The 14,066-nt window shown below is 69.6% G+C and carries 12 protein-coding genes and 1 pseudogene; 7 read left to right on the top strand and 6 right to left on the bottom strand.

Annotated elements, in window-relative coordinates; translation table 11 throughout:
* Window positions 1-164: 164 nt before the first annotated feature.
* Window positions 165-599, bottom strand: coding sequence for an OsmC family peroxiredoxin (locus NLX83_RS40525; protein WP_254240621.1), 435 nt, complete (start codon window positions 597-599; stop codon window positions 165-167).
* Between the two features lie 179 nt (window positions 600-778).
* Between NLX83_RS40525 and NLX83_RS40520 the strand changes: the two genes are divergently transcribed.
* From NLX83_RS40520 to NLX83_RS40500, 5 genes are all read left to right on the top strand, one after another.
* A complete protein-coding gene (locus NLX83_RS40520) occupies window positions 779-1,558 on the top strand; it encodes an SDR family oxidoreductase (protein ID WP_254240620.1) in 780 nt (259 codons plus the stop codon).
* Between the two features lie 11 nt (window positions 1,559-1,569).
* The gene (locus tag NLX83_RS40515) at window positions 1,570-2,037 is read left to right on the top strand and encodes a VOC family protein (protein WP_254240619.1); all 468 of its coding nucleotides are present in this window, start codon (window positions 1,570-1,572) and stop codon (window positions 2,035-2,037) included.
* Between the two features lie 3 nt (window positions 2,038-2,040).
* Window positions 2,041-2,868 (top strand): alpha/beta fold hydrolase, encoded by an 828-nt coding sequence (locus NLX83_RS40510; protein ID WP_254240618.1) that lies wholly within the window; start codon window positions 2,041-2,043, stop codon window positions 2,866-2,868.
* Window positions 2,869-2,987: 119 nt separating this feature from the next.
* On the top strand, window positions 2,988-4,214 hold the full coding sequence (locus NLX83_RS40505) for a ricin-type beta-trefoil lectin domain protein (protein ID WP_254240617.1): 1,227 nt from the start codon (window positions 2,988-2,990) through the stop codon (window positions 4,212-4,214).
* 80 nt (window positions 4,215-4,294) lie between these two features.
* On the top strand, window positions 4,295-5,755 hold the full coding sequence (locus tag NLX83_RS40500) for an alpha/beta fold hydrolase (protein ID WP_254240616.1): 1,461 nt from the start codon (window positions 4,295-4,297) through the stop codon (window positions 5,753-5,755).
* Window positions 5,756-5,802: 47 nt separating this feature from the next.
* Here the strand turns inward: NLX83_RS40500 and NLX83_RS40495 are convergent, their stop codons facing one another.
* The 5 genes from NLX83_RS40495 to NLX83_RS40475 form a co-directional block, all read right to left on the bottom strand.
* Window positions 5,803-6,717 (bottom strand): glutaminase, encoded by a 915-nt coding sequence (locus NLX83_RS40495; RefSeq protein ID WP_254240615.1) that lies wholly within the window; start codon window positions 6,715-6,717, stop codon window positions 5,803-5,805.
* 8 nt (window positions 6,718-6,725) lie between these two features.
* Window positions 6,726-8,549 carry a glutamine--fructose-6-phosphate transaminase (isomerizing) gene (gene glmS / locus NLX83_RS40490; protein ID WP_254240614.1) on the bottom strand — a complete coding sequence of 608 codons (1,824 nt, stop codon included), beginning with the start codon at window positions 8,547-8,549 and terminating at the stop codon, window positions 6,726-6,728.
* A 16-nt stretch (window positions 8,550-8,565) separates the two neighbouring features.
* A complete protein-coding gene (locus NLX83_RS40485) occupies window positions 8,566-8,835 on the bottom strand; it encodes a hypothetical protein (protein ID WP_254240613.1) in 270 nt (89 codons plus the stop codon).
* A 68-nt stretch (window positions 8,836-8,903) separates the two neighbouring features.
* Window positions 8,904-9,590, bottom strand: coding sequence for a PIG-L deacetylase family protein (locus NLX83_RS40480; protein WP_254240612.1), 687 nt, complete (start codon window positions 9,588-9,590; stop codon window positions 8,904-8,906).
* Between the two features lie 11 nt (window positions 9,591-9,601).
* Window positions 9,602-11,518 carry a hypothetical protein gene (locus NLX83_RS40475; protein WP_254240611.1) on the bottom strand — a complete coding sequence of 639 codons (1,917 nt, stop codon included), beginning with the start codon at window positions 11,516-11,518 and terminating at the stop codon, window positions 9,602-9,604.
* Between the two features lie 131 nt (window positions 11,519-11,649).
* Between NLX83_RS40475 and NLX83_RS40470 the strand changes: the two genes are divergently transcribed.
* A complete protein-coding gene (locus NLX83_RS40470; RefSeq protein ID WP_254240610.1) occupies window positions 11,650-12,672 on the top strand; it encodes a DUF3103 family protein in 1,023 nt (340 codons plus the stop codon).
* A 140-nt stretch (window positions 12,673-12,812) separates the two neighbouring features.
* Window positions 12,813-14,003 (top strand): annotated as a pseudogene (locus tag NLX83_RS40465) (acyl-CoA dehydrogenase family protein); the annotation flags it as partial.
* Between the last annotated feature and the right edge of the window lie 63 nt (window positions 14,004-14,066).

Genomic DNA, 14,066 nt, shown 5'->3' with positions numbered 1-14,066 from the left:
AACTGGAGCTGCAAGAACCTCCCCGACGGGCGACACGTGTGGACCACACCCAACGGGAAGACCACCGAGACAGAAGCCGAGCCGATCGCCGAACCCACGCCCTTCTAGGTCACGCGAAAGGCGGGACGGCCGGGAAAGTGGCCGCCCCGCCGGGAACGACGACGTCAGTTCAGCGCGGCGTCGAGGGTGATCGTGGTGCCGGAGAGGGCCTTGGTGACCGGGCAGGTGCTCTCGGCGACCTTCGCCAGCTCGACGAACTTCTCGTTGTCGACGCCGGGGACGGTGGCGCGGACGGTGAGGGCGATGCCGCTGATCCGGAAGCCGCCGCCGGACTCGGGGCCGAGGGTGACCTCGGCGCTGACGTCGATGGAGTCGGCGACCAGGTCGTTGGCGCCGAGCACGCCGGAGAGGTTCATCGCCAGGCAGGACGAGTGCGCGGCCGCGATCAGTTCCTCAGGGCTGGTCTGGCCGTCCGGGTTGCCCGCGCGGGTCGGGAAGGACACGTCGAACTGACCGGCGTTGGACGAGTCGAACGTGACGGTGCCCTTGCCGTTCTGGAGCCCGCCTTCCCAGCGGGTGGTGGCGTCGCGGCTCGGCATGGGGTGCCTCCCTGGAAGTGAGTGGTCGGTACGAAGAGAAACATAGCGGGCACTTACATCGTGCGCAATCTAAACTGGCGAGACCCGTGTCACGCCGTGTCGGTCGAGCGGCTTCGTGACTGACAACCGCACGATTGGACTTACCCCGGATGACGGCGGTCCAGGCATACGTTCGCCGCGTGAAGATCCAGGGAAAGCACATCGTGGTCACCGGGGCCGCCGGTGGCATCGGCCGTGCGCTGGTCGAGCGCTTCGTTGCCGAAGGGGCGAGGGCGGTCGTCGCGGCCGACTACGACCTCGCGGGGGCGCGGGCCACGGCGGAGGCGGCGGGGGCGAGCGTGACAGCGCGAAAGTTCGACGCGGGTGCGGAGGCCGACGTCCAGGACCTCGTGCGCTTCGCCAACGAGACCAACGGGCGCATCGACGTCTTCTTCTCCAATGCCGGAGTGACGGGACCCGTTGGTGGGCCGTTGGAGACGAGCAACGAGGACTGGGACTCGTTGTGGCGCATCCACGTCATGGCGCACGTGTGGGCGGCGCGCGCGGTCCTGCCGCAGATGCGCGAAGCGGGGGAGGGCTACCTGCTGAACACGGCGTCGGCGGCGGGACTGCTGACGCAGCCCTCGGCGCTGCCGTACACGGTCACCAAGCACGCGGCGGTGGCACTGGCCGAATGGCTCGCGATCACCTATGGCGGAGAAGGGATTCGCGTGTCCTGCGTGTGCCCGCAGGCGGTGCGCACGCAGATGCTCGTGGCCGCGATGGGGCAGAGCGAAGGAGCGTCGGACGTGGTCGCGGCGGCCGGGCTCATCGACCCGGAGGACGTCGCGCGGACAGTCGTCGAAGGCATGGCCGAAGAGCGGCTGCTGATCCTGCCGCACCCCGAAGTGGCGCAGCGGATGGCATTCAAGGGCACGGACCACGAGGGCTGGCTGGCCGACCTGCGCGCGAAGATCTGAGAGGGACGAACATGATCCGCGGTGTGCACCACGTCGGCGTGACCACGAAGGACATCGACAAGATCCTGCCGTTCTACCTGGACCTGATCGGCTGCGAGGTGGTCACCGACTACCGGTGGGAGCCGGGCAACAAGGCGGCCGACCAGGTGACCGGGCTGGACGGCACCTCCGCGCGAAGTCTCATGCTGCGCAAGGGAAACGCCTACGTGGAGCTGTTCCAGTACTTCACCCCGGAGTCCGTCAGGGACAACGCCGGGCTGCGGCCGCACGATCCCGGCGTCACGCACTTCTGCCTGGACGTGACCGACATCCACGGCGAATACAGCCGCCTCAGCGCTGCCGGGGTGCCGTTCAACAGCGAGCCGCAGGAGGTCTTCCCCGGCGTGTGGACGGCCTACGGGCACGACCCGGACGGCAATATCGTTGAGCTGCAAGAGGTCCTGGACCCCGAACACCGAATCGCACTGAAGAAGTGGTGACCTGTGGAACTCGTCGTCAACGACTACACGTACAACGCGATCACCGCCGGACCTGAGGACGGCGACCTCGTCCTGCTGCTGCACGGCTGGCCGGAGTTCGCCGACTGCTGGACCGAGGAGATGACCGCGCTCGCCGAAGCCGGGTTCCGTGCCGTCGCGGTGGACCAGCGCGGCTACTCGCCGGGTGCGAGGCCCGCCGATATCGCGGACTACCACGTCGACCACCTGGTCAACGATGTGATCGGGTTCGCGGATGCCCTTGGCGCGCAACAGTTCCACCTGGTCGGACACGACTGGGGCGGCATCGTCGCGTGGGCGGTGGCCGGGGCGCACCCGGACCGGTTGAAGACGCTGTCGGTGCTCGCGACTCCGCACCCCCGGGCCCTGGGCAAGGCGATCGCGGAGGACGAGGACCAGTCCCGCCGCGTCGACTACGTCCGGTTCTTCCGGCAGCCCGGCGGCATCGCGGAGCAGTCGCTGCTCGCCGACGACGCCGCACGGCTGCGCGGCGCCTACGCCGGGAAGGTTCCCGAAGAACTGGTCGAGGAGAACGTGCGGCGGCTGTCCGAGCCGGGCGCGCTGACCGCGACGCTGAACTGGTACCGCGCCGCGGACGACCAGCTGGACATCCCCGCCGAGCCGAGCACGGTCCCGACGCTGTACGTGTGGGGCAGCGAGGACGTGGCGCTCGGGCCGGTCGCGGCGTACCGGACCGCGGAGTTCGTGGACGGCCCGTTCCGCTTCGTCGAGCTGACCGGCGCGAGCCACTGGCTGCCCGAGGAGGCGCCGGGGGAGGTAAGCGCTCTCATCCGCTCTCACCTGGCCGGTTGATCCGTCCGGAGCCGGTTCCGCCGAAGGTCTTGCCGTCGGTGGAACCGGCCGGACATACTCCCCGCCACACCTGCTACCGCTGGCCGCCTCAGTGGTCCCTGCATTGAGAGGCGAGCGTGATGTCCTGCAAACTTCGCGCGGGCGCGGCCATGGTCGCGGTCCTGGCGCTGGTCCTCGGCGGTACCGCACAGGCAGACAGCCCCAACACTGACCCCACGACCATGGCGACGACGTTCGCCGACGAGTTCAACGCACCCGCGGGCACACCGGTCGACGGCTCGAAATGGCAGCTGGAGACCGGCGACAACGTGAACAACCACGAGCGGCAGTACTACACCAACAGCACGAGCAACGCCGTGCACGACGGCGCGGGCAACCTGGTGATCACCGCGCGCCGGGAGAACCCAGGCAACTACCAGTGCTGGTACGGGCGGTGCGAGTACACCTCGGCGCGGCTGAACACCGCCGGCCGCTTCACCCAGGCGTACGGCCGCTTCGAGGCGCGCATGAAGCTCCCGCGCGGCAAGGGGATGTGGCCCGCGTTCTGGATGCTGGGCGACAACATGGGCCAGGTCGGCTGGCCGCAGGCGGGCGAGATCGACATCATGGAGAACGTCGGCCACCTGATGAACACCGTGCACGGAACGCTGCACGGGCCCGGCTACTCCGGCTCCGGTGGCATCGGCGCGGCCTACAACGGCCCGAACTTCGGCGACGGCTTCCACACCTTCGCGGTGGACTGGGCGCCGAACCGGATCACCTGGTACGTCGACGGAAACGCCTACCAGACCCGCACTCCGGCCGACCTCGGTGGTCGTCAGTGGGTCTTCGACCACCCGTTCTTCCTGATCCTCAACCTGGCAGTCGGCGGGTACTGGCCCGGAGACCCCGACGGCAGCACGGGTTTCCCGCAGCAGCTCGTGGTCGACTACGTGCGCGTCACCACCAACAGCGGCGGGGCGCCGAGCGGCCAGATCACCGGGCTCGCGGGCAAGTGCGTGGACGTCGCGAACGCCAACAACGCCAACGGAACGCCGATCCAGCTGCACGACTGCAACGGCAACGCCGCGCAGAACTGGACGGTCGCCGGTGACGGCACGATCCGCGCGCTCGGCAAGTGCCTCGACGTCAACAACAACGGCGCGAACGACGGCGCGGCAGTGGTGCTGTGGGACTGCCACGGCGCAGCGAACCAGCAGTGGGCCACGCCCGCGGCCGGGGACGTCGTGAGCATCTCCGGCAACCGGTGCCTGGACGTCACGGGCAACAACCCGGCCAACGGCACGCGGCTCCAGGTGTGGACGTGCGCGGGCACCGCGAACCAGAAGTGGAACGTTCCGCGCTAGGTCCGAAAGGGCGCAATCCGCCGCCTTTTCTTTTATTCACAAAGGGAAGGCGGCGGATTTCGTTTGGGTAACATGCGACGGTGCTGAAAAGATCACTTGGCCTGGGCGTGGCGATCATGATCGCATTGACCGCCACCCCGGCGCTGGCCGCTCCCGCCGTTGTCTGGGGAGCCTGTCCCGGACTGCCCGGCGACGTGGAATGCGCGAAGCTCGACGTTCCCGTCGATCACCGCAATCCCGCCGCGGGCAAACTGACCGTCGACGTGAGCAGGCTGAAGGCCACCGGCGGCAAGGGGCGGGAGCTGCTGCTGCTCAACCCGGGCGGGCCCGGCGGCGAGGGCGTCGGCCTGCCGCTGGCGTTCAAGGACAACGCGATCGCGGCGAAGTTCGAGGTCGTGGGCTTCAACCCGAGGGGAACCGGCAGTTCGCTGCTGAACTGCGGTCTGCCGCCGGAGCCCGGGCTGCCGGTTACCCGGCCGACCGAACAGCAGATCCGCGACTACACGCTGGACGCGCAGCGCCGTGAGCGCGCGTGCCAGCAGGCCGGTTCCGCCATTCGGCCGCATCTCAGCACCGCGAATACCGCGCGCGACATGGATGTCATCCGTTCGGCCCTTGGCGGGAAGAAAATCAACTATCTCGGGTTCTCCTACGGAACCTATCTGGGCGCGGTGTACGGCTCGTTGTTCCCGCGCCGGATGAACCGCAGTGTCTTCGATTCTTCGATGAACCCCGAGTGGCTGTATTACGAGCAGGCCAAGCAGCAGGCGGTCTCCGCGCGGCAGAACTACCGCACCTGGTCGGGCTGGGCGGCCCAGCACGACGCGCACTACGGCTTCGGCCGCACGGCCGCCGAGGTCCAGGCGTCGCTGGACGCGCTCGGCAGGGCGCTCGCCGCGAAACCGCTCGTGGTGCAGGGCGCGCCGTACCCGATCGACCGCAACGCGCTGGACATCGTGCTCGGATCGCAGACCCCGAACCGCAAGGGCTGGGCGGATTTCGCGGTCACCCTCAAGAAGGTCCGCGAGGCTTCGGCGTCCGGCGCACTCGACCTGGACACGGCCAAGGCGATCGGCGCCATGCTCAACGATCTGAAGCTCGGCCTCGAACTCCTGCACTCGGGCGCGTTCGCGACGGTGACCTGTGAGGCGGCGTGGTCGCGTGACACCCGCCTCTACGCTGCGGAGATGCGTCGTTTCGCGGCTGAGTACCCTGTCGGCCGCGGTGCGCACGCGGCGGCGGCCTCGGAGTGCGCGTTCCGCTCGTTCACCCCTGCCGAGCCGATGGTTCCGTTGCACCGCTTCGGTTATCCGGCCGGGCTCGTGGTGCAGGGCGACCACGACCCGGTGACCGGCTACACGGGCGGGCCGGTGATGGCCTCACGCATGGGCTACCGGTTGGTGTCCGTTGTGGACAGTGGGGTGCACGGGCACTACGGCCGCAACGACTGCGTCACCAAGGCGATCGACTCCTACCTCATCGACGGAGTCCTCCCCGCCAAGGGCACCACCTGCTCCGGCGACCCCCGCCCCAACCCCTAGTCCCAGCGGGGGTCCGTGGTACTTGAAGACTGCCCAACCCGGCTGGGTCAGAAGACGGACCAGCCGGTGAGGGTGGTGAAGCGGTCCAGGGCGGCGACGCCCGCGACGGAGTTGCCGCGCGCGTCCAGGCCGGGGCTCCACACGCAGACGGTGCAGCGGCCGGGGACGACGGCGAGGATCGCGCCGCTCACGCCGCTCTTGCCGGGCAGGCCGACGCGGTAGGCGAACTGGCCCGCCGCGTCGTAGGTGCCGCACGTGAGCATGACAGCGTTGACCCGCTTGGCCTGGCTGCGCTCCAACAGGCGAGTCCCGTCGTTGCGGATGCCGTGCCGCGCCAGGAACAACCCCGACAACGCCAGCTCCGCACAGTTCATCGCGATCGAGCACTGCCGCACGTACTGCGCGAGCACGTCCGGCACCGCCGCGCGCATGTTGCCGTAAGACGCCATGAAGTACGCCAGCGCCCGGTTGCGGTCGGCGTGCGCGGCCTCGGACGCCGCCACCTCGGCGTCGACGGTGATCCCCGGGGAGCTGCTTTCCTTGCGCAGGAAGGAAAGCAGCTCCTCCGTGACATCACCGCCGCGCGCGGTCAGCTCGTCGGTGACCACCAGCGCACCCGAGTTGATGAACGGGTTGCGCGGGATGCCGTCCTCGTGTTCGAGCTGGACCAACGAGTTGAACGGATCGCCGGAGGGCTCCCGGCCGACGCGGTCCCAGACCCGGTCCCCGCCGGGCTGGGCGAGGACCAGGGCCAGGGTGAACACCTTCGACACGCTCTGCACCGAGAACCGCTGCCGCCAGTCCCCGGTGCCGTGCACGGTCCCGTCCAGCTCGGCGACGGCCATGCCGAACCGGCCGGTGTCGACACGGGCCAGCGCCGGGATGTAGTCGGCGGCCGAGCCCTTGCCGACCTCGTCGGCCACCTCGGCGGCGATCCGCGCGAGCAGGTCAGGGATGTGCATCTGGGCCGCTACTCCACCGTGACGCTCTTGGCCAGGTTGCGCGGCCGGTCGATGTCGCGCCCCAGCTTCGCCGCCAGGTGGTAGGCGAACAGCTGCAACGGGATGGTGAACAGGATCGGGTCCAGCTCGGTCTCGTTGCGCGGTACCCGCAGCTCCGCGTCGGCCAGGCCCTCGGGCAGCTCGGCGTTGGTCACCGCGATCACCGCGCCGCTGCGGGCCTTGATCTCCTCGATGGTGCCGATGTTCTTCGACAGCAGCTCGTCGTCCGGGACGATGATCACGGTCGGCATGGTGTTGTCGATCAGCGCGAGCGGCCCGTGCTTGAGCTCCGAGGCCTGGTACGCCTCGGCGTGCACGTAGGAGATCTCCTTGAGCTTCTGCGCGCCCTCGCGGGCCACCGGCCAGCCCCGGACGCGGCCGACGAAGAACATGCTCCTGGTGTCGGCGAAGCGCGCGGCCACCTCGGCGACCGCGTGTTCCTGGGCCAGGATCTCCGCGACCTGCTCGGGGAGCCTGCGCAGGCCCGCGACGATCCGCTTGCCGTCCGCGGTGGACAGGTCGCGCACGCGGCCCAGCAGCAGCCCGAGCATCGCCAGCGAGGTCGCGGTGTTGGTCAGCGCCTTGGTCGAGGCCACCGACACCTCCGGCCCCGCGTGCAGGAAGATGCCGCTGCCGCACTCACGGGCGATTGCGCTGCCGACCACGTTCACCACGCCGAGCAGCTGCCCGCCCTTGCGCTTGAGCTCCTGGGCCGCCGCGAGGGTGTCCAGGGTCTCGCCGGACTGGCTCAGCGCCACGTAGAGGGTGTCCGCCTCCACCACCGGGTTGCGGTAGCGGAACTCCGAGGCGGGCTCGGCGTCGGCGGGGATGCGGGCCAGCTCCTCCACCAGCTGCGCGCCCATCTGGCCCGCGTAGTAGGAGGAACCGCAGCCGAGGAACTTCACCCGGCGGATCGCGCGCAGCTCGCGCGGGTCCATGTTGATGCCGCCGAGGTGCGCCGTCGCGAAGCGCTCGTTGAGCCGGCCGCTCAGGGCCCGGCCCAGCGCGGTGGGCTGCTCGTGGATCTCCTTGCTCATGAAGTCCGCGGAGCCGCCCAGCTCGTAGTCGTCGACCACCAGGTCCACGGTGGTCGGGGACTTCACCACCGGGCTGGACTCCACGGCCAGGGTGCTGGTGTGGAACTCGGTGGCGCGGACCACGGCCAGCTCGCCGTCGTCGAGGTACACCACCTGCTGGGTGTGCCGGACCAGGGCGGCGACGTCGGAGGCGACGAACATCTCGCTCTCGCCGATGCCGAGCACGATGGGGCTGCCGTTGCGCGCGACCACCAGGTGATCGGGGTCGTCCAGGTCCAGCACGACGATGCCGTAGGTGCCCTCGACCCGGCTCAGCGCCTCGCGGACCTTCTCCTCCAGGGTCGGCGCGCCGCTGCGGCCGATGAGGTGGGCCAGCGCCTCGGTGTCGGTGTCGGAGGCGAAGACCACGCCCTCGGCGGTCAGCTGCGCGCGGAGCCGGTCGGCGTTCTCGATGATGCCGTTGTGCACCAAGGCGATCCGGCCGCTGGCGTCCAGGTGCGGGTGCGCGTTGGCGTCACTGGGCTCGCCGTGCGTGGCCCACCGCGTGTGCGCGATGCCGATCGTGGCCGGGATCTCCTCCTTGATCAGGTTGCGCAGCTGCTGGACGCGTCCCTCGGTCTTGATGACGCGGAAGGCGCCAGCCTCGGGCGTGGCCAGCCCGGCGGAGTCATAGCCGCGGTACTCCAGCCGGTGCAGACCCTCGACGAGGATCGGCGCGGCCTGCCGCCTGCCGACATAACCAACGATGCCGCACACGCCTGTCAGTTTCCCTTCACCCGTACACGATGCGCCGCAGCTGCCGTTCGCTGAACGCGGGGGCGACCACCGGCCGCCGCCGCAGCTCAGCCGCGATGACGCCCCAGATCTCGGCGTTGCGCAGCTGCTCGCGCTGGAGTTCGGAGTGCCGTCGCCGTACGTAGTCCTCGGCGCTCTCGCCGAAGTACGCCACGACGTCGGCGACCACCCTGGCCGCCGTCGACGGGGGCAGGCCGGTGGTGGCCGACACGTGCCGGACCAGTTCGCCCGCCCCGTCTTCACTCACGAGGGGCGAGCGTGTCAGACCGGGGCCCCGGACTCAAGTTCCGTGCCCGATTTCGGGCACGCGTGTCATCATCGCTGGTGAGGGCGTTCCACGAACCACTCCCGGCCGAAGAGCGCGCCGAACACGGGCACCGGCATCCGCACCATCGCCCTGAAGAGCGACGCCGACCTGCCGTTGCCGGAGACCTGCGAGTGGTGCGCGGCGAGCGCGGCCTGCTTCTGCCGGGCGTAGCGCCGCACGTCGTAACGGTGCGTGATCGCGCTGCGGGGGCTGTACCGGTTCCTCTTCTCGGAGCCCGGCACCGGGACCGTGCCCTCCAGGACGCGCACCCCGGTCAGCGCTGCCGCCCGCGCGCCGACGTGGTGCACCTTCACGTGATCGCGGTGGCCGTACCCGCCGTTGGGGTCGTAGCTCAGCAGCAGCTCGGCGCGCTCCTCGCGCAGCACCTCGGCGAGCCTGCCCGTGGCCTCGTCCAGGTCGGCGCGGGCGAAGCGCTGCCGGTCGGCGGGATCGTCGTAGAGCAGCGGACCGTGTCCGCTGTCGGCGTATCCGAGGTGCACAACCCGTTGCGCGCCAAGCACTTCCGCGCTCGCCCGCAGTTCGTCGAGCCGTGCGCCGTCGGCCTCGTCCATGCAGCCGTCGGTGGCGACGACGATCACCACGCGGTGCCCCTCGTCGGCCAGCCGGGCCAGGGTTCCGCCGGTCAGCAACGCCTCGTCGTCCGGATGCGCGTGGAACGCGACCACATTTCCCATGCCCCCCGACCCTACGGAAAACCGAGGTGCCGCGTCAGGCGGGTGATCGCCTCGTTGAGCCTGCGGAAGTACGTAGCGCGGCTCAGCGCCAGGCCGCAGGCGATCTTGTCGTGGCTCTCCCGCCCGTCCAGGAAACGGCGGGTCAGCGCGGCGCGGAGCTGCTGCTCGTGCTCGCTCGTGCCGAACTCCAGGTCCACCGCCGACCGCAGCACCGCGCGCACGTGGTCGGCCCGCTCGCGGACGTCCGCACCCTGGGCCAGCGGGCTCTCCGCCAGGTCACCGCTGGACGCGAAGTTGTCGAGCGCGGCACGGACATCGGACGCGGTGAAGCTCGTGGTCGGCGCGAGGCCGAGCTCGCGGTAGACGACATCGCGCTGCGTCACGTACAGCCCGCCGGGACCGTAGTCGATGAGGTAGACGACCACGCGTCGGCCGTCGAACTCCGTCTCCAGCTCGGGAATCGGCCGTCCGCCCGTCGCCGCGCAGAACGCGTGCACGCGGTCGTTGTGGCTGAACGCGGACACGATGGCGTAGCGCGGGTTGCGGACTTCCATGCGCAGCACCACCGACAGGTTCAGCATCGCCAGCACGTGCGAGCCCTCGCCGGTCAGATCGACGGTGTCGCGCCACACCACCGCCTGGCCCTCCGGACTGAGGCGCTGGGCGTACCGGAGCAGCCGCGCGCCGAACGGATCGGTCTGTGCGCAAGCCGGAAGTGCTGATGGCGTAAGGAAAATCGCATGCCCCACGGGGGAGCCCGCCGCGTCGCGAGCGATGGTGACGTTCTCCGGGCGACCGGTGTAGTAGGGCTCGCTGGCGGCCCACCATTCGCGGTAGCCACGGGTCGTGAGTGCGTGGCCGACGATCTCCGCGTCACCCGCGCGCACGCGATCGGTCTGGAAGCGCGAACTGCCCTCCCAGCGATAACCCCAACGGATCTCCGGCGAGTCGATCAGGTGCGCGAGGTCGACCAGCGCCCCCGCGTCGCCGCTCACCGCTCGCGAGTAGAAGTGGTCGCACAGCACGCGTTTGAGCCCGTTGACCCGTTCCGGGCGGCGATGGCGGACCCGGGCCAGCACCGGCATGCGCACCACGTCGTGCAGCGTCAGCGCATCGCCGTAACTGTCCACAAAGGACCGCTCGGCGAGCCAGTCGAAGGCGGCCTGCGCCGAGTCGCCGAGGGTGTGCCCCAGCAGCTCCACGGTCACTTCGCGGGAGATCGCGCAGACCGTGAGCGCGTCGTGGAAGGCCGGGTCGAGCTCGGTCTCCGTGACCACCTCGAACAACGCGCTGACCGTGGTCGGCCGGGGATTCGTCGCGCCCGTGGCCAGGTAGGCGCCCGCGGCGAGGGTCAACGCGAGCGGGGAGCCCTCCGACCACTCGCGCAGCCGCCCGGCCGCCGTGCTGTCGGTGACCCCGTGCGCGGCGAGCAGGCGCTCCGCCTCGGCCGGGGTCAGCGCGCCGAGCGGCAGCTCCGCCACCACCTGGTCCCAGCCGTCCAGGCGCCAGCCGCTGTCCGGGGGCCGCCGCCCGCTGATCACCACCACGGAGTTGTCGTCGAGCTTCGGCAGCACGTCCTGGCGCAACGTCCGCCCGCACGCCCCGATCCGCTCGAAGGAGTCGATGAAGACCGCCGGGGCGCGGTCCCCGTGGTGCGCGGTTGCCTCCGCGAGCGCGTCCACCACCGCGTCCGGCACCGGGGCCAGCGCGCGGGCGTCCACCCAGTAGCAGCGGTGCCCGGCCTCCGCCGCCAGCAGCCGCATCATCCGCAGCAGGCTCGTCTTGCCGAGCCCGCCGGGGCCGTGCACGAACAGCACGTTGCGGTCCAGGGCGCCCGCGAGCGCCTGCCGGAACACGCCGATCTCCGAGTCCCGGCCGACGAACCGGGAGAGCTGCCTGCGCACGAGGCTGTCCCCGATGGTTGCCATGCCGCCAGCATGCGTGAGCGCGCGCGCCCCGACATGAGTAGGCGTTGCTCATTCTCAACTTCGTCTCACGGGCTGCCGTTCGGCCGGGCACGCCTCTAACGTGCGGATTCCCTGCGAAACAAGGAGAAACCATGCGAGCTGTGGCAGTCGCGCTGTCCCTGTTCGTCACTTCTGGCGTGGCCGTGGCCGAACCCCCGGTGGGTGTGGACGCGGTCGCGCACGACCTCGCCGCTTCCCCCGGGGTGTTGGCCCGGGTCCACGCGGGCCTGGCCGCCGCGTCGAAGGTCGACCTCGCTCCGCTGGCCGAGGGCGCTCTGCGTCAGCGGGTCGACCAGGTCGGCGCCCATGTGCGCGCTTCGAAGCAGTTGCCCGCCTCCCTGGGACCCCTGCTCCAGGTCCGGGCGGGCAATCGCGTCGCGCTGACCTCCACGGCGAACGCGCTCGTCGTGGCCGAACCCACCTCCGACGAGGTCGCTTTCGTGACCGCCTACTCGCGCGGTGGCGCGCAGCGGATTTCTGTCGACGCGCCGCCCACCGATCGGCCGCTGTTCGTCGTCGCAGTCGACCGCAAGCGCGTGCTGGCCGCGAACCTGGCCAAGCTGAGGGCTTCGTTGCGTGCCCTCGGCGTGCGCGCTGACGAGCCCTCGGCCGCGGGCGGCTACGACGCCGCGAAGATCACTTCGATCCGGCTCGCCAAGGACCACGAGCCGAACCTGCGCGGTGACGCGGAGATCTACACGTTGGTCGCGGGCGTCGGGCCGGACAACAAGCCCGTCGTGGACACCGTGCAGATGCCCTACCTCGACCACGACAAGACGACGTACACGCCGAACCAGGTGCTCGTGAACTGGTCGCACTTCAAGTACGCCGCCGCCGACGCGGTGATGATGGAGGAGGACGACAACTTCAGCTGGGAGGAGCTGGCGCGGGCCGCGGCGAAGGCGATCCTCGCGGTGGCCGGCGCGGGCGAGTACATCCCCGTCGTCGACGCGATCCTGGCCGCCGTGCCGGACTCCTTCTGGACCAACGACGCCGACTACGTGGACTCCTGGTACACCATCCGCAAGGACTCCGTCGGCGCCGTCCGCACCCTCAACGGCGCACGGGCGAACGGCGTGCTCACCCTGAACACCATCCACGTCCCCTCAACCTGACCCCACGATGATCTACCCAATGTGGCATTGGTTACGTCTGACGAAACAAATGCCACATTGGGTACACCCACGGTTGTTACCGGCTGGTAGGGTACTGGGCGGTAACATGGCGTGGGCGGAGGGAACCTGTGGTGGCTGAGATGGAGTACCCGGCGCTGTTCAACCCGGTCGCCTACGACCCGGAGCACCTCGACGCCGAGACGCGGGGGAAGCTGCGGGCGCTGATCGACTGGTTCGAGTCGCGCGGCAAGCAGCGGTTGATCTCCGATCACCTGGACCGCGTCTGGTACACCGACTTCCTCGACTTCATCAAGCGCGAGAAGCTCTTCGCCACCTTCAACACCCCGGCCGCGGACGCCGCCGGTGACCCGGGCAAGCGGTGGGACGCCGCACGCAACGCCGCGCTGAGCGAGATCCTCGGCTTCTACGGGCTGTCCTACTGGTACGCCTGGCAGGTCACCGTCCTGGGCCTGGGCCCGATCTGGATGAGCGACAACGCGGAGGCCCGTGCGCGCGCGGCGGCCCTGCTGGACAGCGGCGCGGTGTTCGCGTTCGGACTGTCGGAGAAGGAGCACGGGGCCGACGTCTACTCCACGGACATGGTCCTGACGCCGAGCGCGGGCGGTTTCACGGCGACGGGCGACAAGTACTACATCGGCAACGGCAACATCGCCGGGATGGTGTCGGTGTTCGGGCGCCGCGCGGACGTCGAGGGCACGGACGGATACGTGTTCTTCGCGGTGGACAGCCAGCACCCGAGCTTCAAGCTCATCAAGAACGTCGTGAACTCGCAGATGTTCGTCAGCGCGTTCCGGCTGGAGGACTACCCGGTCACCGAAGCCGACATCCTGCACACCGGCGCCGACGCGTTCAGTGCCGCGCTGAACACTGTCAATGTTGGCAAGTTCAACCTGTGCACGGCCTCGATCGGCATCGCGGAGCACTCCTTCTACGAGGCGATCACCCACGCGCACAACAGGATTCTCTACGGCAATCGGGTCACCGAGTTCGGCCACGTGCGCCAGTCCTTTGTGGACGCGTACGCCCGCTTGGCGGCTATGAAGATGTTCAGCGACCGCGCGGTGGACTACTTCCGCTCCGCGACCGCCGAGGACCGCCGCTACCTGTTGTTCAACCCCATCACCAAGATGAAGGTGACCAGCGAGGGCGAGCGCGTCATCGACCTGCTGTGGGACGTGATCGCGGCCAAGGGCTTCGAGAAGGACACCTACTTCAACACCGCGACGGGCCACATCCGCGCGCTGCCCAAGCTCGAAGGCACCGTGCACGTCAACCTGGCGCTGGTGCTGAAGTTCATGCCGAATTACCTTCACTATCTGACTCGCTCAGACGTGGCCCTGGCCTGCTGATTCATCGGATAGGGGCGCAAGGCT

It is taken from the genome of Allokutzneria sp. A3M-2-11 16 (assembly GCF_024213555.1).
Lineage (GTDB): Bacteria > Actinomycetota > Actinomycetes > Mycobacteriales > Pseudonocardiaceae > Allokutzneria.
This window is presented reverse-complemented; position numbering and strand designations above follow the sequence as displayed.